Annotated in this window: 18 protein-coding genes; 9 read left to right on the plus strand and 9 right to left on the minus strand. The window is 64.9% G+C overall.

Annotation, left to right across the window (positions count from 1 at the left end; genetic code table 11):
- Positions 1-30 precede the first annotated feature (30 nt).
- Entirely contained in the window at positions 31-894 is an 864-nt protein-coding gene (gene purU, locus QDT69_RS11690; protein WP_279706696.1) for a formyltetrahydrofolate deformylase, read from the minus strand.
- Between the two features lie 136 nt (positions 895-1,030).
- Here purU and QDT69_RS11695 point away from each other — a divergent pair, with 136 nt between their 5' ends.
- Positions 1,031-1,873, plus strand: a complete 843-nt coding sequence (locus QDT69_RS11695) for a uroporphyrinogen-III synthase (RefSeq protein ID WP_279706697.1) — start codon at positions 1,031-1,033, stop codon at positions 1,871-1,873.
- A 145-nt stretch (positions 1,874-2,018) separates the two neighbouring features.
- Here QDT69_RS11695 and QDT69_RS11700 read toward each other — a convergent pair whose 3' ends face one another.
- The 3 genes from QDT69_RS11700 to QDT69_RS11710 all read right to left on the minus strand — a co-directional run bounded on the left by QDT69_RS11700 (position 2,019) and on the right by QDT69_RS11710 (position 4,859).
- The gene (locus tag QDT69_RS11700; protein WP_279706698.1) at positions 2,019-2,975 is read right to left on the minus strand and encodes a GDP-L-fucose synthase; all 957 of its coding nucleotides are present in this window, start codon (positions 2,973-2,975) and stop codon (positions 2,019-2,021) included.
- Positions 2,956-4,041 (minus strand): GDP-mannose 4,6-dehydratase, encoded by a 1,086-nt coding sequence (gene gmd / locus QDT69_RS11705; protein ID WP_146987794.1) that lies wholly within the window; start codon positions 4,039-4,041, stop codon positions 2,956-2,958. The genes QDT69_RS11700 and gmd overlap by 20 nt, the downstream gene beginning before the upstream one ends.
- A 143-nt stretch (positions 4,042-4,184) precedes the next feature.
- Positions 4,185-4,859, minus strand: coding sequence for a Crp/Fnr family transcriptional regulator (locus tag QDT69_RS11710; RefSeq protein ID WP_021080507.1), 675 nt, complete (start codon positions 4,857-4,859; stop codon positions 4,185-4,187).
- A 391-nt stretch (positions 4,860-5,250) separates the two neighbouring features.
- Between QDT69_RS11710 and QDT69_RS11715 the strand changes: the two genes are divergently transcribed.
- Both QDT69_RS11715 and QDT69_RS11720 read left to right on the plus strand, forming a co-directional pair.
- Positions 5,251-6,072 carry an ABC transporter ATP-binding protein gene (locus tag QDT69_RS11715; protein ID WP_050423145.1) on the plus strand — a complete coding sequence of 274 codons (822 nt, stop codon included), beginning with the start codon at positions 5,251-5,253 and terminating at the stop codon, positions 6,070-6,072.
- Positions 6,069-7,997 carry a long-chain fatty acid--CoA ligase gene (locus QDT69_RS11720; protein ID WP_279706699.1) on the plus strand — a complete coding sequence of 643 codons (1,929 nt, stop codon included), beginning with the start codon at positions 6,069-6,071 and terminating at the stop codon, positions 7,995-7,997. The genes QDT69_RS11715 and QDT69_RS11720 overlap by 4 nt, the downstream gene beginning before the upstream one ends.
- 62 nt (positions 7,998-8,059) lie before the next feature.
- Here the strand turns inward: QDT69_RS11720 and QDT69_RS11725 are convergent, their stop codons facing one another.
- Positions 8,060-8,425 (minus strand): endonuclease domain-containing protein, encoded by a 366-nt coding sequence (locus QDT69_RS11725; RefSeq protein WP_279706700.1) that lies wholly within the window; start codon positions 8,423-8,425, stop codon positions 8,060-8,062.
- A gap of 83 nt (positions 8,426-8,508) precedes the next feature.
- Between QDT69_RS11725 and QDT69_RS11730 the strand changes: the two genes are divergently transcribed.
- The 4 genes from QDT69_RS11730 (at position 8,509) to QDT69_RS11745 (ending at position 12,833) form a co-directional block, all read left to right on the plus strand.
- Entirely contained in the window at positions 8,509-9,402 is an 894-nt protein-coding gene (locus tag QDT69_RS11730; protein ID WP_279706701.1) for a branched-chain amino acid ABC transporter permease, read from the plus strand.
- Between the two features lie 3 nt (positions 9,403-9,405).
- On the plus strand, positions 9,406-10,479 hold the full coding sequence (locus tag QDT69_RS11735; RefSeq protein WP_279706702.1) for a branched-chain amino acid ABC transporter permease: 1,074 nt from the start codon (positions 9,406-9,408) through the stop codon (positions 10,477-10,479).
- A 52-nt stretch (positions 10,480-10,531) separates the two neighbouring features.
- Entirely contained in the window at positions 10,532-11,815 is a 1,284-nt protein-coding gene (locus QDT69_RS11740) for an ABC transporter substrate-binding protein (RefSeq protein WP_279706703.1), read from the plus strand.
- A gap of 178 nt (positions 11,816-11,993) precedes the next feature.
- Positions 11,994-12,833, plus strand: a complete 840-nt coding sequence (locus QDT69_RS11745; protein WP_074130662.1) for an ABC transporter ATP-binding protein — start codon at positions 11,994-11,996, stop codon at positions 12,831-12,833.
- 64 nt (positions 12,834-12,897) lie between these two features.
- Here the strand turns inward: QDT69_RS11745 and QDT69_RS11750 are convergent, their stop codons facing one another.
- A complete protein-coding gene (locus QDT69_RS11750) occupies positions 12,898-14,046 on the minus strand; it encodes an AGE family epimerase/isomerase (protein WP_279706704.1) in 1,149 nt (382 codons plus the stop codon).
- A gap of 97 nt (positions 14,047-14,143) precedes the next feature.
- Here QDT69_RS11750 and QDT69_RS11755 point away from each other — a divergent pair, with 97 nt between their 5' ends.
- The gene (locus QDT69_RS11755) at positions 14,144-15,367 is read left to right on the plus strand and encodes an AMP-binding protein (RefSeq protein ID WP_279706705.1); all 1,224 of its coding nucleotides are present in this window, start codon (positions 14,144-14,146) and stop codon (positions 15,365-15,367) included.
- A 95-nt stretch (positions 15,368-15,462) separates the two neighbouring features.
- On the plus strand, positions 15,463-15,993 hold the full coding sequence (locus QDT69_RS11760) for an HAD family hydrolase (protein WP_279706706.1): 531 nt from the start codon (positions 15,463-15,465) through the stop codon (positions 15,991-15,993).
- A gap of 30 nt (positions 15,994-16,023) precedes the next feature.
- Here the strand turns inward: QDT69_RS11760 and QDT69_RS11765 are convergent, their stop codons facing one another.
- The 3 genes from QDT69_RS11765 to QDT69_RS11775 are packed head-to-tail and all read right to left on the minus strand — an operon-like array spanning position 16,024 to position 18,665.
- On the minus strand, positions 16,024-17,121 hold the full coding sequence (locus QDT69_RS11765; protein WP_279706707.1) for a DegT/DnrJ/EryC1/StrS family aminotransferase: 1,098 nt from the start codon (positions 17,119-17,121) through the stop codon (positions 16,024-16,026).
- An 18-nt stretch (positions 17,122-17,139) separates the two neighbouring features.
- Complete coding sequence (locus QDT69_RS11770) at positions 17,140-17,607, minus strand: acyltransferase (RefSeq protein WP_279706708.1); 468 nt, start codon at positions 17,605-17,607, stop codon at positions 17,140-17,142.
- Complete coding sequence (locus QDT69_RS11775; RefSeq protein ID WP_279706709.1) at positions 17,604-18,665, minus strand: Gfo/Idh/MocA family oxidoreductase; 1,062 nt, start codon at positions 18,663-18,665, stop codon at positions 17,604-17,606. Before QDT69_RS11775 ends, QDT69_RS11770 begins: the two co-directional genes overlap by 4 nt.
- Between the last annotated feature and the right edge of the window lie 176 nt (positions 18,666-18,841).

The following is an 18,841-nucleotide window of genomic DNA, read 5'->3' on the forward strand; positions in this document are numbered from 1 at the left end:
GCCAAGCGCGACTACCAAATGAACCGCGGATCAGTCCACGAACACCACGGTCTTGCGCCCGTTGAGGATGACGCGGTCGGCGAGATGGTAGCGAATCGCCCGCGCCAGCACGCGACGCTCGATGTCGCGGCCCTTGCGCACGAGATCGTCGGGCGTGTCGCGATGGCTGATGCGCTCGACGTCCTGATCGATGATCGGCCCCTCGTCGAGATCGCTGGTGACGTAATGCGCGGTGGCGCCGATCAGCTTGACGCCGCGCTCATGGGCCTGGTGGTAGGGCTTGGCGCCCTTGAAGCCCGGCAGGAAGGAGTGATGGATGTTGATGCAGCGGCCCGACAGCCGCGCCGACATCTCGTCGGACAGTATCTGCATGTAGCGGGCCAGCACCACGAGGTCGGTGTTGGTGTCTTGCGCCAGCTGCCAAACCGCGTCTTCCTGCTTCCGCTTGGTGTCCTTGGTGACCGGCAGATGATGGAACGGGATATCGCCGAAATCGAGCGAGCCATAGGTCTCGCGCGGATGGTTGGAGACGATGGCGGTCGGGATCATCTCGAGCTCGCCGGTGCGCCAGCGATACAGGATGTCGACCAGGCAGTGATCGGACTTGGAGACCAGCAGCATCACCCGGCGGCGGGTGGCGCGGTCGCGCATCTGCCATTCCATGCCGAAACGTTCGGCGATCGCGGCAAAGCCGGTCTGTAGCGCCGGCAGTCCGACCGCGAGGTCGGCCGCGGTGAACACCACGCGCATGAAGAACTTGCCGGTCTCAACATCGTTGAATTGCTGGGCGTCCAGGATGTTCTGGCCGTTATGCGCGAGGAAGGTCGAGACCGCGGAGACGATCCCCGGGCGATCCGGACAGGACAGGGTCAGAACGAATTGATGGTCGGGCATGCCAATTGACCAAAGCTTGAGCAGTTGCGTGGAACGGTCATTTTCGGCCCCCGTCTATCACCGCAGGTGGCCTTGCGCCAATCCCGGTGCAGGGGTCAAATCGAACAAATGACGACAATGTTTGTTAGGGACCATCATGACTGACCGGCTGAACGGCTACCGCATCCTGATCCTCGAGACGCGCGAGGAGGCCCAGTTTTCCCGCCTGCTCGCCGAGCAGGGCGCCGACGTGCTGCAATGCCCGATGTTCACTATCCACGACGCGCCGGATCCGACATCGATCGAGGCCTGGATTCGCCGCGCCGTCGAACGGCCGCTCGACGACCTCGTGCTGATGACCGGCGAAGGCCTGCGCCGGTTGATGAAGGTCGTGCGCCGGATCGGGATCGAGGCGGAGTTTGTCACGAGCCTCGGCAAGGCGCGGAAGTTCGCCCGCGGTCCCAAGCCCGGCCGGGCGCTGCGCGAGATCGGGCTCGAGCCGCAAATGACGACCGAGAAACCGACCTCGGAAGGCGTCGCCGAGATGCTGTCGAAGCTCGACCTGAAGGGACATCGGCTCGGGCTGCAGCTCTATCCGGACAAGGATCACGCCACGCTGATCGGTGCGATCAAGGCGCAGGGCGCCGAGGTCGATACGGTGCTGCCCTATGTCTATGATGCGCAGGCCGCCGACGCCAACATCGTCACCGCGATCGAGGAGATGTCGCGGGGCCGCATCGATGCGATCGCGCTGACGAGCTCCGGCCAGGTTCGCCGCCTGCTCGAGGTGGCGCAGGCACACAAATGCGAGGCGCAACTGCGCGAGGGCCTGGAGCAGACGCCGATCGCCTCCGTCGGGCCCGTGGTGTCGGATGAACTGAAGACCTACGGCCTGCACACCGACATCTATCCGGCCAACGATGCGTTCTTCATGAAGCCGCTGATCTCGGCGATGGCGACTGCACTGGCGAAGGCGCCGCCGCGGATGGCGGCGAAGTAAGCCCTCCTGCCGTCATTGCGAGGAGCGAAGCGACGAAGCAATCCATTTCGTCACAAGCGGCAGATGGATTGCTTCGCGGAGCCTGTCATCGGGCGCGCGTTCGCGCGACCCGTTGGCTCGCAATGACGATGGAGAGAGCTACGCCCTACTCCGCCGCCTGCTTGGTCTCGTTCAGATAGGCCTGGTACGCGAGCTTGATGCCATCCTCGAGCGAGGTGGTGGCGCGCCAGCCGAGCTTGGCGAGCCTGTTGACGTCGAGCAGCTTGCGCGGCGTGCCGTCGGGACGCGAAGTGTCGAAGCTGATCTCACCGCGATAGCCGACCGTGACCGCAACGACGCGGGCGAATTCGGCGATCGTGATGTCCTCGCCGGTGCCGATATTGACCAGTTCCGGCGCGGAATAGGTCTTCATCAGATGGATGCAGGCGTCGGCGAGATCGTCGACATAGAGGAATTCACGGCGCGGCGTTCCCGTGCCCCACACCACCACGTCGGCAGCGCCCGACACTTTGGCCTCGTGGAAGCGGCGGATCAGCGCGGCGACGACGTGGCTGTACTCGGGATGATAATTGTCGCCGGGACCGTAGAGATTGGTCGGCATCACGCTGATGAAATCGGCGCCGTACTGGCTGCGATAGGCCTCGGCCATCTTGATGCCGGCGATCTTGGCGATGGCGTAGGGCTCGTTGGTCGGCTCCAGCGGACCGGTCAGCATCGAGTCCTCGCGCAGTGGCTGCGGCGCCAGGCGTGGATAGATGCAGGACGAGCCGAAGAACATCAGCTTCTCGCAGCCATTGGCGTGGGCCGCCTGGATCACGTTGGTCGAGATCGCCAGATTGTCGTAAAGGAATTCGGCGCGCAGCGTGTTGTTGGCAACGATGCCGCCGACCTTGGCGGCGGCGAGGAACACGGCCTGCGGCCGTTTCGCGGCGAACCAGGAATTCACCGCCGCCTGGTCGCGTAAATCGACCTCGCTGCGCGACACCGTCAGCAGATCGGCCTCTTCGCGCGCCAGCCGGCGCATCAGCGCCGAGCCGACCATGCCGCGATGGCCGGCGACGAAAACCGTCTTGCCCTTCAGTTCAAACGCCGTGCTTGCCATTGGCCGCATCCTGCCTGGCCTCGACGAGATCGCTGGCGACCATTTCCTTCACCAGTTGCGCGAACGGCGTCTTGGGCGCCCAGCCGAGCTTGGCGCGCGCCTTGCTGGCGTCGCCGATCAGAAGATCGACCTCGGTCGGGCGGAAATAGGCCGGGTCGATCTGCACCAGCGTATTGCCGGACGCCTTGTCGACACCGATCTCCTCGACACCCTTGCCGCGCCATTCGATGCTGCGGCCGACCTCGGCAAACGCAAGTTCAACGAACTCGCGCACCGACCGCGTCTCGCCGGTCGCGAGCACGAAGTCGCCGGGCTCGTCCGCCAGCAGGATCTTGTGCATGCCCTCGACATAGTCGCGGGCGTGGCCCCAGTCGCGCTTGGCATCGAGATTGCCGAGATAGAGCTTGTTCTCCAAGCCGACTTCGATGCGGGCGACGGCGCGGGTGATCTTGCGCGTCACGAAGGTCTCGCCGCGGATCGGGCTCTCATGGTTGAACAGGATGCCGTTGCTGGCGAACATGCCGTAGGCCTCACGGTAGTTCACCGTGATCCAGTAGCCGTAGAGCTTGGCGACACCGTAGGGCGAACGCGGATAGAACGGCGTGGTCTCCTTCTGCGGCACCTCCTGCACCAGCCCGTACAGCTCCGAGGTCGAGGCCTGGTAGAACCGGGTCTCCTTTTCCATGCCGAGGATGCGGATCGCCTCCAGCAGGCGCAGCACGCCGATGGCGTCGGCATTGGCGGTGTATTCCGGGCTCTCGAAGCTGACCTGGACGTGGCTCTGGGCGGCGAGGTTGTAGATCTCGGTCGGCCGGATCTGCTGCATCAGCCGGATCAGATTGGTCGAATCGGTCATGTCGCCGTAGTGCATCAGGAACGGCACGTTGCCGGCGTGCGGATCCTGGTAGAGATGGTCGACGCGCGCGGTGTTGAACGAGGACGAGCGGCGCTTGATCCCGTGCACGGTATAGCCGAGGCCGAGCAGATATTCGGCGAGATACGCGCCGTCCTGCCCGGTGACGCCGGTGATCAGCGCAACGCGCCGCTTTGAGTCCTGAGCCGTCATATCATCTCCAGAGAGCGCGAGACCGCGCGATCCCGACGAGGCCGGTCTGTAGCACCCGGCCACCTCCAAGTCTAATGGCTTAATCGTTTGGAATCAGGGCCTTAAAGCCCTGAAAACGCGGTTCAATGCGGTCTGGGACCCGCTCACTCGCCGTAGTGGCGCAGCCGGTCGAGCTCGATGATCGTGACCCCGCCATATTCGAGCCGCAGCAGCCCCTCGCGTTCGAGCCGCTTCAGGCACTGGTTGGCGTTCTGCCGGGAAATTCCCGACAGCGCCCCGATCTCCTCCTGGGTGATTTCAAGGTGCAGGGTGAGCTCGGGGTAAAGAATCGGATTGAACAGCGAGGCGATCGAGCGCGCCAGCCGCGCGGTTGCGTCCAGCGTGCGGCCATATTCGAGCAGCGCGATGAACTGGCCGAGCCGCTCGTTGAGCTGTCCAACCAGGAAGCGGTTGAAGCCGACGCTGTTCTCGAACAGCCAGACGAAGGTCCGGCGATCCATCATCGCGAGGCGCGTATCGCGCAGCGCGACCACGTCGTAGCGCCGCAGCTCGTTCTTGAGCACGGTGCCCTCACCGAACCACGCGCCCGCCGTGAGGCCCGCGAAGCTCGCGGCCTTGCCGCCGCGCGAGACGATGCCCATCCGGGCCAGCCCGGTGACGATGCCGGTCCAGTACTGGAAATTGTCGCCGCGCATGAAGATGAATTCGTTGGCGCGGTAGGACTTCTCGGAAATGCCGGCGCGCGCGATCTCGATTTCTTGCTCGGTCAGCTCGCGCGACCAGGCCGCGATGCGCTTCAGGTAATCAGCAGCAATCATTCTAGCGACGGCATCCCACCCAAGATATTGCACCGCAGCAACGCCGTGCGCGAAGCCAGGTGACCCGAGGCCTGGAATGTCAGCGAAAATTCCTGACCAAATGTCGGGCACATGACAATTCAACCTATCGCTTTCTCGTATTCAGAGCCACCTCGCGTAACGCCGCGCGCAGCGCTTCGATGGATCGCTGAATGCGGACGACGCGGGACACGGGCTTGCAGGCGGGGTGCGGCGTTACCGCGCATGACGCAGGCGATCGGGACGAGCGATTGCTCCCGGACGCCAGCATCATTAGTCGGATGGTTTCCTTCGGCGCCCCATGTAAGATCGAACCGAGATCGAAGCGAAAGATAAAGAGCGCGCCAAAGCGCCCGTATCTGGAGGGAACAGGGTGGCTAACAGTCTCGAGGTGCGCGGAGTCTCATTGCGCTTTGGCGGCGTCCGCGCGCTGACCGAAGTGAGCTTCGGCGTCAACGAGGGCGAGCTGTTCTCGATCATCGGCCCGAACGGCGCCGGCAAGACCTCGATCGTCAACTGCATCTCCGGCCGCTACCGGCCGACCGAAGGCCAGCTGTTCTATCGCGGCCAGGACATCACCGGCCTCACCCCGAATGCGCGGCCCCGCCTCGGCATCGGCCGGACCTTCCAGAATCTGGCGCTGTTCCACCACATGAGTGTGCTCGACAACATCATGGTCGGCCGCCATCACCTCCTGAAGAACAACTTCATCACGGGCTCGCTGTACTGGCTGACCGGTGCGCGCCGCGAGGAGCTGGAGCACCGCCGCAAGGTCGAGGAGATAATCGACTTCCTTGATCTCCAGTCGGTGCGCAAGGCGACCGCCGGCACCCTGCCCTATGGCCTGCGCAAGCGGGTCGAGCTCGCTCGCGCGATGGCGCTCGAGCCGCAGCTGATCCTGCTCGACGAGCCAATGGCCGGCATGAACTTCGAGGAGAAGGAAGACATGGCTCGCTACATCGTCGACCTCAATGAAGAGTTCGGCATGACGGTGATGATGATCGAGCACGACATGGGCGTCGTGATGGACATCTCCCACCGCGTCATGGTGCTCGATTTCGGCCGCAAGATCGCCGAGGGCGATCCGGCCACAGTGCTCGCCGACCCCCACGTCAAGCGCGCCTATCTCGGCGAAGAGGACGAGGTGCTGGTCGACCCCGACGACAAGCCGGCAGTGCGGGAGAGCGCGGCATGATGGACTATGCCGGTCGCGCCGCGCAGGCCGACACCTTCCCCAAGATGCTTCGCCTCAACGCTAGGGAGCACGGCAACGAGATCGCGCTGCGCGAGAAGGATTTCGGGCTGTGGCGCGAATTCACCTGGAACGACTACCAGACTCGTGCCCATGATTTCGCGCTCGGCATGGTCGAGCTTGGCCTTGGCCGCGGCGACGTGATCGGCATCATCGGCGACAACCGGCCGGACTGGGTCGCCGCCGAGATCGCGGCCCACGCGATCGGCGCGATGAGCCTCGGCCTCTACCGCGACGTGCTGGACGAGGAAGCCGCTTATCTCCTGACCTATGGCGAGGCGAAGCTCGTATTCGCCGAGGACGAGGAACAGGTCGACAAGCTGCTCGGCCTTGCCGATCGGGTTCCCAATCTCAAGCACATCGTCTATTCCGATCCGCGCGGCATGCGCAAATATGACGATCCGCGATTGATGGAGGCGAGCAAGCTCGTCGCTTTGGGCCGCGATCGCGCCGCGCGCGAGCCCACCCTATACGAGCGGCTGGTCGACCAAACCAAGGGCGACGACGTCGCCATCCTCTGCACGACCTCGGGCACGACAGCCAATCCGAAGCTCGCGATGCTCTCGGCCGGGCGCGTGCTGCGGCACTGCGCGACCTATCTTTCCTTCGATCCGAAGGGGCCCGACGATGAATACGTCTCTGTGCTGCCGCTGCCCTGGATCATGGAACAGATCTACGCGCTGGGCAAAGCGCTGCTCTCCCGGATGAAGGTCAACTTCGTCGAAGAGCCCGACACCATGATGCACGACTTCCGCGAGATCGCGCCGACCTTCGTGCTGTTCGCGCCGCGGGTTTGGGAATCAATCGCGGCCGACGTCCGCGCCGGCGTGATGGACGCCTCGCCGTTCAAGCAGCGGCTCTACGATCTCGGCATGAGGACCGGTCTGGCGGCGCTCGCCGAAGGCAAGCGCTCTGTCTTCGCCGACCAGATCCTGTTCCGCGCGCTGCGCGACCGGCTCGGCTTCACCCGGCTGCGCTCGGCGGCGACCGGCGGCGCGGCGCTCGGGCCTGACACCTTCAAGTTCTTCCAGGCGATGGGCGTGCCGCTGCGCACGCTGTACGGCCAGACCGAGCTGCTCGGCGCCTACACGCTGCATCCCGAAGGCAAGGTCGATCCCGACACGACAGGCGTGCCGATGGCCGACAACATCGAGATCCGCATCGACAATGCCGACGTCAACGGCGTCGGCGAGATCGTGGTGCGGCATCCGAACATGTTCCACGGCTACTACAAGAACCCCGAGGCGTCGGTCGCCGACATCAAGGACGGCTGGATGCATTCCGGCGATGCCGGCTACTACAATGACAACCGCCAGCTCGTCGTGATCGACCGCATCAAGGATCTCGCCGAGACCTCGCGCGGCGAACGCTTCTCGCCGCAATATATCGAGAACAAGCTGAAGTTCTCGCCCTATGTCGCGGAGGCCGTCGTGCTCGGCGCCGGCCGCGACGCGCTCTCCGCAATGATCTGCATCCGCTACTCGATCATCTCGAAATGGGCGGAGAAGCACCGGATCTCGTTCACGACCTATACGGACCTATCCTCGCGGCCGGAGGTCTACGCGCTGTTGAAGAAGGAGGTCGAGACCGTCAACGCCACCCTCCCGCCGGCGCAGCGCATCTCGCGCTTCCTGCTGCTGTACAAGGAGCTCGATGCCGACGACGGCGAGCTGACGCGGACCCGTAAGGTCCGCCGCGGCGTGATCAACGAGAAATACGCCGACATCATCGAGGCGATCTACCGCGGCAAGGCCAGCATCCCGGTCGACACCGTGATCCGCTTCCAGGACGGCACCACGCAGCGCGTCCGCACCACGCTCGAGGTCGTCGACCTCAGCCCCGCCGCAATCGCGGAGGCGGCGGAATGACGGTGTCCTCGACACACACTGACCTTCACCTCGCCCCGCTTGCGGGGAGAGGTCGGATCGCGTCAGCGATCCGGGTGAGGGGGAGCCTCCGCAAGCGCGGTGAGAATGGTTTCGAGAACACCAGCCAAATTGCCGGAGATCTCGTTGTTCCAGAAGCGCAAGACACGGTACTTATGATCGACGAGCCATTTGTCTCGAAGGGCGTCGTTCTGACTGTCGGCGTGTTGTCCACCATCCACCTCGATCACAAGGCGATGCTCGCGGCAGATGAAGTCGACGGTGTAAGGCCCAATCGGCTCCTGCCTGACAAACTTGTAGCCGTTCAGCCGGCGGGCTCGGAGGCGATACCAGAGCGTTCCTTCAGCATCCGTCGAGGCGCTCCGCAAATCTCTCGCTCGTTTGATATTGGACTCATTAGCACCGCGCATGCGGAGGCTCCCCCTCACCCGTCGCGCTTCGCGCGCCGGCCTCTCCCCGCAAGCGGGGCGAGGCGAACAGCTCAGCACACCCCATGAACACCCAGTTCCTGATCCAGCTGATCGTCAACGGCCTCGTGGTCGGCACGCTCTATGGCGTGGTCGCGATGTCGTTCGTGCTGATCTACAAGGCGACCCAGGTCGTCAACTTCGCACAGGGCGAGCTGCTGCTGGTCGGCGCCTGGGTGTGCTGGGCCCTGCTGACCAAGTATCAATTGCCGTTCTGGATCGGCATGCCGATCACGCTGGTGTTCATGTTCATCTTCGGCATCGCGATCCAGGTCGTGATCCTGCGCCCGATGATCGGCGAGCCGATCATCTCGGTGATCATGGTGACGATCGGCCTGTCGACCGTGTTCCAGGCGGCGCTGAAGTGGATCTTCGGCGTCAACCCGCAGCCGTTCCCGCAGATATTCCAGAGCCAGTCGGTCAGCCTGTTCGGGCTGCAGATTCAGACCGTCTATGTGATGAGCCTCGTGGTCTCGCTCGCCATGATGGTCGGCATGGCCTGGTTCTTCCGCGCCTCCAAATACGGCCTTGCGATGCGCGCCACCGCCTTCAACCAGCAGGTCGCGCAGTCGCTCGGCATCTCCGTGAAGAGCGTGTTCGCGATGGCCTGGGCGATCTCGGCCACCGTCTCTGCGGTCGCCGGCGTCGTGGTCGCCGTGGTCAACGGCGTGTCGTCCGGCCTCTCCGCCTACGGCATCAAGGTGTTTCCGGCCGCGATCCTCGGCGGGCTCGATTCGGTCGGCGGCGCCGTGCTGGGCGGCATCATCATCGGGCTATTGGAAAACGTCGCCCAATATGTCGACAGCCAGTATCTGCACTGGGGCAATCTGTACGAAATCGCGCCGTTCTACGTCCTGATCATCATCCTGATGATCAAGCCGTACGGCCTGTTCGGCACCAAGGACATTGAGCGGGTCTGATCAATGGCAACGAGCACCCTGATTCCGTCGGGCGATTTCCGCACCAGCTACGCGGCCGACACCACGATCTTCCCGACCGCGACCAGCCGCAATTTCGCGATTGCCGGCATCATCATCGCCTGTTTCGCGCCGATGCTGCTGTCCAACTATCTGCTCTCGATCGCGATCCAGATCGGCATCTTCGCGATCGCAGCGCTCGGCCTCAACGTCCTGGTCGGCTTCACCGGCCAGATTTCGATCGGCCACGCCGCGTTCTTCCTGTTCGGCGCCTTCACCTCGGCCTACATCTCCAACAACGCGCCGATCCCGGTGTTCTTCGCGATCCCCCTCGCCGGCGTGATCACAGCGCTGGTCGGCCTGATCTTCGGCGTACCGGCGGCGCGGCTGAAGGGGCTCTACCTCGTCATCGCGACGCTCGCCGCGCAGTACATCTTGCTCGACTTCTTCTCGCGCGCGGAATGGTTCTCGGGCGGCTCGGTGCCGGCCAGCGCCAACCCGTTCTCGATCTTCGGCTACACGCTGCGCGGCGACCGGCAGTATTTCTACGTCGTGCTCGCTTACATGGTGGTGAGCTATCTGCTCGTCACGAACCTGATGCGCACCCGCGACGGCCGCGCGCTGGTCGCGATCCGGGACCACTATCTCTCCGCCGAGATCATGGGCATCAACCTCACCAAGTACCGGACGCTGTCGTTCGGGCTGGCCGCCTTTTTTGCCGGCATCGCGGGCGCGCTCTACGCGCACTACCAGCTCGTCGTCTCCCAGGAAGGTTTTGGCATCGAGCGCTCGGTGCTGTTCCTCGCGATGGTCATCATCGGCGGCACCGGCTCGGTGATGGGCACGCTGATGGGCACCGCCTTCGTGGTGCTGCTGCCCGAATCGATGGAATGGCTGAGCGCGTGGCTAAAGGGCGGCGCCATCGACAAGGCGCTGCAACTCAACAACAACATCACCTTCCTGCGCGAGATCGCGATCGGCCTGATCATCATCGGCTTCCTGATGTTCGAGCCGGACGGGCTCGCGCATCGCTGGCGGCAGATCAAGGCCTACTGGAAGCTTTACCCGTTCTCGCACTGAGGCATGGAACAACTCAAAATTCGGTTCAACGAATAAGCAGGAGGAAACAACAATGACGATTAGATCCCTTTTGAGCTCGGTCTCCCTCGCGCTGCTGATCAGCGGCGCCGCCGCCACCGCGCAGGCCCAGATCGCCATCGGCCATCTGCAAGACCTCTCCGGCGGCACCTCCGATGTCGGCACGCCGTATGGCCAGGGCGTCGCCGATACCTTCGCCTGGGTCAACAAGAACGGCGGCGTCGGCGGCAAGCAGCTCAGCGTCGACAGCAACGACTATGGCTACCAGGTGCCGCGCGCGATCGCGCTGTACAAGAAGTGGTCAGCGCCCGACGGCAAGGTCGCGGCGATCATAGGCTGGGGCACGGCGGACACCGAGGCGCTGACCGGCTTTCTCGCGCAGGACAAGATCCCCGACATGTCGGGCTCATACGCGGCCGCGCTGACCGATCCCGAAGGCACCAGCGGCAAAGCCAAGCCCGCGCCGTTCAATTTCTTCTACGGCCCGAGCTACTCGGACGCGCTGCGCGCCGAGCTGACCTGGGCGGCCGAGGACTGGAAGGCCAAGGGCAAACCCGGCAAGCCCAAATTCGTCCACATGGGCGCCAACCATCCTTATCCGAACGCACCGAAGGCCGCCGGCGAAGCGCTCGCGACCGAGCTTGGCTTCGAGGTGCTGCCGCCGCTGGTGTTCGCGCTGTCGCCCGGCGACTACTCGGCGCAGTGCCTGAGCCTGAAGAGCTCCGGCGCCAACTACGCCTATCTCGGCAACACCGCGGCCTCGAACATCTCGGTCATGAAGGCCTGCAAGACCGCCGGCGTCGACGTCCAGTTCCTCAGCAACGTCTGGGGCATGGATGAGAACGCTGCCAAGACCGCGGGGGATGCCGCCGACGGCGTGATCTTCCCGCTGCGCACGGCGGTCGGCTGGGGCGGCAATGCGCCCGGCATGAAGACGGTGATGGAGATCTCGAAGATGTCCGATCCGTCCGGCAAGGTCTATCGCCCGGTGCACTACATCGCCGCGGTCTGCAGCGCGCTCTACATGAAGGAAGCGCTCGACTGGGCCGCCAAGAACGGCGGCGCCACCGGCGAGAACGTCGCCAAGGGCTTCTATCAGAAGAAGGACTGGGTGCCGGCCGGCATGGACGGCGTCTGCAATCCCTCGACCTGGACCGAGAAGGATCATCGCCCGACGACCAAGGTCGATCTCTACCGCGCCAAGGTGTCCGGCGCGACCGATGGCGACATCAACGACCTAATGGGCAAGGGCACGATCAAGCTCGAGAAGGTGAAGACCGTCGAACTGCCGCGCAAGCCGGAATGGTTCGGCTGGTGAGGTCGTGAGGCGGCCTCCTGCGCCGCCTCGACAACAATCGTCATCCCCCGCGAAGGCGGGGGATCCAGTACGCCGCGCTCTCACGATTTGATCGCCGGCGTTTCTGGAATACTGGGTCACCCGCTCGAGCGCGCAATTGCGCACGAAACGCGGGTGACGACAGCGGAGAATAGTCGAGATGAACGAAACCCTCGAAGCCACCCGCCCGGTGCCGACGGCCGTCCCGCCGCCACCACTGCTCAGCGTCAACAACATCGAAGTCGTCTATGACGACGTCATCCTGGTGCTGCGCGGCCTCAGCCTCGAGGTGCCGAAGGGCGCGATCGTGGCGCTGCTCGGCGCCAACGGCGCCGGCAAGTCGACCACGCTGAAGGCGATCTCCGGCCTGCTCAAGACCGAGGATGGCGAAGTCACGCGCGGCGAGATCCTGTTCGAGGGCCAGCGCATCAACGGCATCGATCCGGACAAGATCGTCCGCCGCGGCATCTTCCAGGTGATGGAGGGCCGCCGCATCGTCGCCGACATGACGTCGCTGGAGAATTTGCGGCTCGGCGCCTTCACCCGTCGCGACGGCGAGGTCTCTGATGACATCGACATGGTGTACAAGTACTTCCCGCGCCTGAAGGAGCGCACCGGCCTTGCCGGCTATCTCTCCGGCGGCGAACAGCAGATGCTCGCGATCGGCCGCGCGCTGATGGCGCGCCCCAAGATGATCCTGATGGATGAGCCGTCGATGGGGCTGTCGCCGCTGCTCGTCAAGGAAGTGTTCGCGATCATCAAGGAGATCAACCGCGATCTCGGCGTCACGATCCTGCTGGTCGAGCAGAATGCTCGCGCGGCACTCTCGGTCGCGAGCCATGGCTACATCATGGAACAGGGCAAGGTGGTGCTCGACGGCTCCGCCGACGAGCTGCGCGACAACGAGGACGTCAAGGAATTCTACCTCGGCGGCGCCGGCGACCAGCGCAAGAGCTTCAAGAACTTGAAGAGCTTCAAGCGGCGCAAGCGCTGGCTCTGAGGATATCGGGCGTTTTCGAGCGGAGCCACGTGTGCAGAAAGCGCGTCAGACCAGGAAGGCGGTCCTAGCTGAGCACCTGCTCCGCTTCGGTGACCGCGCAGAGCACATGATAGAACGACGACGCCGGGATCGTGGCGATCAGCGAATTGCCGTCGCGGTCGAACTGGTCATACCAGCCGCCGGCCACGGGATGGCTGAGATAGTGCCGCTCCAGCAGCACCAGCGCCGCGCGCGCCTCGTCCGCAGCTCCGGCTTCGCCCGACTCGGCCTGCGCGATCCAAGCCTTCGCCAGTTCGCTCTGCGGCCACAGTCGCCTGGTGTGGCGGCGGATATTGCCCTCGGCATCGCCCTCGTCGATCAGGCAGCCGGTGGCGTCGCGATAGCGCAACGCCGAGGCCAAGAGCTCGCCGCGCGGACGCCCCGTTGGGCAGCCGGTGATCCGCTCAAAACCCTTCAGCAGCCAGACCCATTCCGCGAGGTGCCCGGGCTCGATGCTGACCGGCGGGATCCTCGACCAGTCCTCCTCGAAATATTCGCTGAGGGTGTGCGTCTGCTTGTCATAGAGGTTGGCAAGGAACAGCGCGAAGAAATCGCCGGCGCGGTTCTGGAACGACAAGTCGTGCGTCGCGTCGAAACACGCGATCATTGCCTCGAACAGATGCATCTGCGGATTCTGCCGGCGCGGCATCGACGGCGGCAGGCCCTCCTGGAAGCCGCCATGCGGCGAGCGCAGCTGGGTGTCGAGGAACGCCAGCAGCGCGTCGATCTCGGCGCGAATCTGGGCGTCCTGGTCGAGGCCGTAGACGGTTGCCAGCGCGAGCAGCACGAAGGCATGGCCGTAGGTGTCGCGCAGCGGGTCGTGCACGCCGCCCGCCGGCGTCAGGCTGAAGACGAAGCCCGGCCGGCCATCCGGCGCCTTGGCCTTGGCCAGCAGGTAATCCAGCCCCTTCAGCGCGATCGCGCGGCCTTCGGGATACCAGCCCATCTGGGCCGCCTTGGCGTAGCAATAGATCTGACGCGCCTGCACCAGCACGCGGCGCGGAGCGGCGTGGTCCGGGCTGCCGTCCACATGCAGCCGGTCGACGAAGCCGCCGGCCGCGCTGTCCCACCCCACCGTCGACCACAGCGGCAAGGCCTGGTCGATGATGCGGCGTTTCAACCTTGCGACGACATCGGCGGTCCCGTCCGCCGCAACGCTCTCTGCCTCAGCCATCGTGCTTCCTGGAACCGTCCCAATGTCAGCGCTCACTGTCTGATAGCACGGGCAGACCGGCACGCCACCTGCGCAAATCCTCCCTCAAGGACCCGCCATGACCGACCATTACGACGCCCTTGAAACGCGCGATCCGGCCGCCCGCGAGGCCGCGCTGTTCGCCCGGCTGCCGGAGGTCCTGCGCAAGGCAACGGCGGCGCCCGCCTATGCCAATTTGCTGAGGGGCACCGATCCCGCATCCATCACCAGCCGGGAGGCATTGGCGGGACTGCCGGTGCTGCGCAAATCGGAACTGCCGGCCCTGCACAAGGCCGCCCCGCCATTCGGCGGCTTCGTGGCTGATGCGCCCGGGTCGTTCGCCCGGCTGTTCACCTCACCCGGCCCCATCTTCGAGCCCGAAGGCCGCCAAGCGGACCCCTGGCGCGGGGCGCGGGCGCTGTTTGCGGCCGGCTTCCGCGAGGGGGACGTGGTGCTGAACACCTTCAGCTATCACCTCACCCCCGGCGGCTTCATCTTCGACGCCTCCGCGCGGGCGCTCGGCTGCGCCGTGATCCCCGCCGGCCCCGGCAATACCGAGCAGCAATTCGAGCTGATCGAGGCCTATCGCCCGGTCGGCTATAGCGGCACGCCGGACTTCCTAAAGATACTGCTCGACGCCGCCGCCAGCGCCGGCCGCGACGTGTCCTCGATCAAGCGCGCTTTGGTCTCGGGCGCGGCCTTTCCGAAATCGTTGCAGGAGGAGATGAAATCGCGCGGCGTCGAGGCCTATCAGGCCTTCGGCACCGCCGATCTCGGCCTGATCGCGTTCGAAACCCCGGCACGCGAGGGAATGACGGTCAATGAGGAGCTGATCCTGGAGATCGTCAAGCCCGGCACCGGCGATCCGGTTGCGCCGGGTGACGTCGGCGAGATCGTGGTGACCTCGCTCGATCCGCATCATCCCTGGATCCGCCTCGCGCTCGGCGACCTGACCGCCGCCCTGCCCGGTGCGAGCCCGTGCGGACGCACCAATATGCGCATCAAGGGCTGGATGGGCCGCGCCGACCAGACCACCAAGGTCAAGGGCATGTTCGTGCGCCCCGAGCAGGTCGCGGAAATCGGCAAGCGCCATCCCGAGCTCGGACGGCTGCGCCTTGTCGTCACGCGCGCCGGCGAGGCCGATGCGATGACACTCCGGGCGGAATGCGCCTCGGCGCCGGATGCCCTGCAGGGCGAAGTCGCGGCGACGCTGCGTGCGGTGACAAAACTCGGCGGCGCCGTCGAGCTCGTCGGCGCAGGCTCGCTGCCGAACGACGGCAAGGTGATCGCGGACGAGCGATGAGCCGCCCCCGCGGTGCCGTCCAGTTCGCGTTGTCGCGCGCGGCATTGTGAACTATTGAGCTAGCTCATGCCTCGTGGCGACGGGATCATCACCTCATGAGCAGCGCTTCCGGAGATCAGCCGCAAAGGCCGGCGGTTTTCTTCGATCGGGACGGCGTCCTGAACCGGGACATCGGTTACCTGTTCGAGAGCCACAGGCTGATCTGGATCGACGGCGCGCGCGAGGCCGTGAAGGCCGTCAACGACATGGGCTATTTTGCGTTTGTCGTGACCAATCAATCAGGCGTCGCACGGGGCCTCTATGAGGAGGCGCACGTCCAGCAACTTCACGACTGGATCGCCGCCGAGCTCGGCAAGATCGGCGCGCATATCGACGCCTTTGAGTATTGCCCGTTCCACCCGGAAGGAACCGTTGAGCGATATCGGCAGGTCAGCCATCGCCGCAAACCCTCGCCAGGCATGATCACCGATCTGCTGGAACGCTTTCCCGTCGACGTCGAACGAAGCTTTCTGGTCGGTGATCAGCCGACCGACCTCGAGGCTGCGCGCGCAGCTGGCCTGAAGGGCTACCTGTTCTCAGGCCCTAATCTGGAAGCGTTCCTGAGGCCCCTGCTGCAGCGAAGCTGAGCCCCGCGCGGCGCGAGGCCAGGATCGCGATCAGAATTTGCGGACCAGGTCGATCACCTCGTCCTGCTGCTGGCGAGTGATCTCGGCGAAGATCGGCAACGAGAGGATCTGGCCCTGATCGCGATGGGCGTTGGAGAACTGCTCCGGCCGGTGGCCAAACCGGGCATAGGCCGGCAGGAACGGCAGCGCCGTGGGATAGTTGATCGCGGTCTGCACGCCGTTGGCGTTGAGATGGGCGGCGAGCGCGTCGCGGCGCGGATGCCTGATCGTGTAGAGGTGATAGACATGGCTTCGCGCCGGTGCGACCTCGGGCACCACGACATCCTCGATCTGGTTGAGGCCGGCATCATAGACCCCGGCCGCGGCCTGGCGGGCCTCGGTCCACGCTTCGAGATGCGGCAGCTTGGCCGAGAGGATGGCGGCCTGCATGCCGTCGAGCCGGCTGTTGACGCCCTCGATATGGTGCTGGTGCTTCACCAGCCCGCCATGGCGCGCCAGCATCGCCATCTGCTCGGCGAGCGCCTTGTCGTTGGTGACGACCGCGCCTGCATCGCCCATCGCGCCGAGATTCTTGCCGGGATAGAACGAATAGGTCGCGGCTTCGCCGAAGGTGCCAACCATGCGACCCTTGTAGCGCGCGAGATGGGCCTGGGCGCAATCCTCGATCACCCAGAGCTTGTGCTTCTGCGCGATCGCCATGATTGCGTCCATATCCGCGGGCTGGCCATACAGATGCACCGGGATGATGCCGACCGTGCGTGGCGTGATCGCGGCCTCGATCGCCGCCGGATCGATCGTGAACGTCGCGTCGTCGGTATCGCAGAACACGACGGTGGCGCCGGAATGGGTGATCATCGCAGCGGTCGAGATCCAGGAATGCGCCGTCGTGATCACCTCGTCACCCGGCTGCACCTTCAGCGCGCGCATGGCGAGGTAGAGCGCGTCGGTGCCGTTGGCGCAGGATACGCAGTGCGCGACCTCCGCGGCTGCGGCGAACTCGCGCTCGAAGGCGTCGACATAGTTGCCGCGGATAAAGGCGTTGTCGCGGATCACGCCGGCGATCGCAGCATCGATCTCGCTCTTGATGGACTGGTACTGCAGCTGCAGGTCGGCAAACGGCACGGCCATCGATATTCCCCTGTTGCCCTATTGGCTCGCCAGCAACCGGCGCGCCGGATTGCCGGCATAGGTGCCAGGCGTCGTGATGTCCTTGGTCACAACAGATCCCGCGCCGATGACGACGTCGTCGGCAATCCTCACCGGCATGATCGTGGCGTTGGAGCCGATCGACACCCGGTTGCCGATCACGGTCTCGCGCCACAGTTCCTTGCGTCCGCGCGCCGGGCCCCCGGTCGCGAACGTGTCGTTGACGAACATCACGCCGTGCCCGACGAAGCAGTCCTCGCCGATGGTGACGAGCTCGCAGATGAAGGCATGCGATTGCACGCGGGTGCGCGCCCCGACGACCGCGCCCTTCTGGATTTCGGTGAAAGGCCCGACGAAGCAGTCGTCACCCAGCTTGCAGCCGTAGATATTGCAGGGCTCGACGATCTTGACGCGCTCGCCGAACGCGACATCGCGCACGCTGGCCTGATGCACTTCCGGCTGGTTCACGAAACGACACCCAGCCGGCTCAACCGCGGCGTGAAGCGCAGCGCAACCTCCTCGCCGGTCTCGATCGACTCATAGAGGGCCGAGATCAGCTCAAGGCTCTTGCGGCCCTCGAGCCCGTCGACCAGCGCGGCGCGCTGGTTCTCCAGGCAGTCGACCACGTGATGATAATAGGCCTGATGGCCGAAGCCGTAGACGTTGGGCGGGTTGACCGAGAACTTCTCCACGACGTCCTTGTCCGACGGCAGTTCGTCGACAAAGCGCCAGTGCCGGATCTGGTTGACGGCGAAACCGGAGATTTCGACGGTGCCCTTTTCACCGAGGATCGACAGCGAGCCTTCGAGATCGGTCGGGCGCGCCGCGGTGGTCGCCTCGATGATCCCGAGCGCTCCGTTGCGGAACTTCAGCGTCGCGACGGCGGTGTCCTCGGTCTCGATGTTGGCCAGCGCCGTCGTCGCGCGCGCGTGCACGCTCACCACGTCGCCGAAGAACCACTCGAGCATATCGACATGGTGGCTGGCCTGATTGGTCAGCACGCCGCCATCATAGGCCCAGGTGCCGCGCCAATCGTCCTGATCATAATAGGCCTGGTCGCGGCACCAGCGCACCCGCACCGTTCCCAGGATGAGCTTGCCGAAGCGGCCGGCGTCGAGCGCCTCGCGCGCCTTGACCACCGGCACGTTGAAGCGGTTCTGCTTGACGATGAACATCTTGACGCCGGCCTGATCGCAGGCCCGGATCATGTCGTCGGCGTCCTGCAGCCGCAGCGCCATCGGCTTCTCGACCACGATGTGCTTGCCGGCTTTGGCGCAGGCGATCACATGCGCGGGATGCAGCCCGCTCGGGGTCAGCACAGCAACCGCGTCGATATCCCTGCGCGCCAGGAATTCGTCCATGTCGTAATGCGCCGGAACGCCGAACTTCCCGGCAACCGCATCCGCCCGCGCGCGGATCGGATCGCAGACCGCGACCAGGCTTGCTCCCTCGATGTGACTGCCACCCAGGAGGTCGGAATGACGCTTGGCGATACGCCCGCATCCGAGCAGGCCAAATCTGATCATGCAACAGGCCCTGTCTTGTCTCGCGGCCGACCGTTGCAGCCAGCCGAAAAGCCGAGGGAACAGCGGCCTTGCGAGCCGCACGATAGCGTTCCATTTCCCAGAAAACTCGGGTTAACGCAAGGCCATGCGATCAGGTGAGGACGATCCGATCTGGGCCCCCCGTACCCGAAACGCGT

This window comes from Bradyrhizobium sp. CER78, assembly GCF_029846235.1.
GTDB lineage: Bacteria > Pseudomonadota > Alphaproteobacteria > Rhizobiales > Xanthobacteraceae > Bradyrhizobium.

Bases quoted from the DNA above. Each gene is read 5' to 3' on its own strand.
- purU (WP_279706696.1), bottom strand. From the start codon at position 894: ATGCCCGACCATCAATTCGTTCTGACCCTGTCCTGTCCGGATCGCCCG.
- QDT69_RS11695 (WP_279706697.1), top strand. From the start codon at position 1,031: ATGACTGACCGGCTGAACGGCTACCGCATCCTGATCCTCGAGACGCGC.
- QDT69_RS11700 (WP_279706698.1), bottom strand. From the start codon at position 2,975: ATGGCAAGCACGGCGTTTGAACTGAAGGGCAAGACGGTTTTCGTCGCC.
- gmd (WP_146987794.1), bottom strand. From the start codon at position 4,041: ATGACGGCTCAGGACTCAAAGCGGCGCGTTGCGCTGATCACCGGCGTC.
- QDT69_RS11710 (WP_021080507.1), bottom strand. From the start codon at position 4,859: ATGATTGCTGCTGATTACCTGAAGCGCATCGCGGCCTGGTCGCGCGAG.
- QDT69_RS11720 (WP_279706699.1), top strand. From the start codon at position 6,069: ATGATGGACTATGCCGGTCGCGCCGCGCAGGCCGACACCTTCCCCAAG.
- QDT69_RS11725 (WP_279706700.1), bottom strand. From the start codon at position 8,425: ATGCGCGGTGCTAATGAGTCCAATATCAAACGAGCGAGAGATTTGCGG.
- QDT69_RS11730 (WP_279706701.1), top strand. From the start codon at position 8,509: ATGAACACCCAGTTCCTGATCCAGCTGATCGTCAACGGCCTCGTGGTC.
- QDT69_RS11735 (WP_279706702.1), top strand. From the start codon at position 9,406: ATGGCAACGAGCACCCTGATTCCGTCGGGCGATTTCCGCACCAGCTAC.
- QDT69_RS11740 (WP_279706703.1), top strand. From the start codon at position 10,532: ATGACGATTAGATCCCTTTTGAGCTCGGTCTCCCTCGCGCTGCTGATC.
- QDT69_RS11745 (WP_074130662.1), top strand. From the start codon at position 11,994: ATGAACGAAACCCTCGAAGCCACCCGCCCGGTGCCGACGGCCGTCCCG.
- QDT69_RS11750 (WP_279706704.1), bottom strand. From the start codon at position 14,046: ATGGCTGAGGCAGAGAGCGTTGCGGCGGACGGGACCGCCGATGTCGTC.
- QDT69_RS11755 (WP_279706705.1), top strand. From the start codon at position 14,144: ATGACCGACCATTACGACGCCCTTGAAACGCGCGATCCGGCCGCCCGC.
- QDT69_RS11760 (WP_279706706.1), top strand. From the start codon at position 15,463: ATGAGCAGCGCTTCCGGAGATCAGCCGCAAAGGCCGGCGGTTTTCTTC.
- QDT69_RS11765 (WP_279706707.1), bottom strand. From the start codon at position 17,121: ATGGCCGTGCCGTTTGCCGACCTGCAGCTGCAGTACCAGTCCATCAAG.
- QDT69_RS11775 (WP_279706709.1), bottom strand. From the start codon at position 18,665: ATGATCAGATTTGGCCTGCTCGGATGCGGGCGTATCGCCAAGCGTCAT.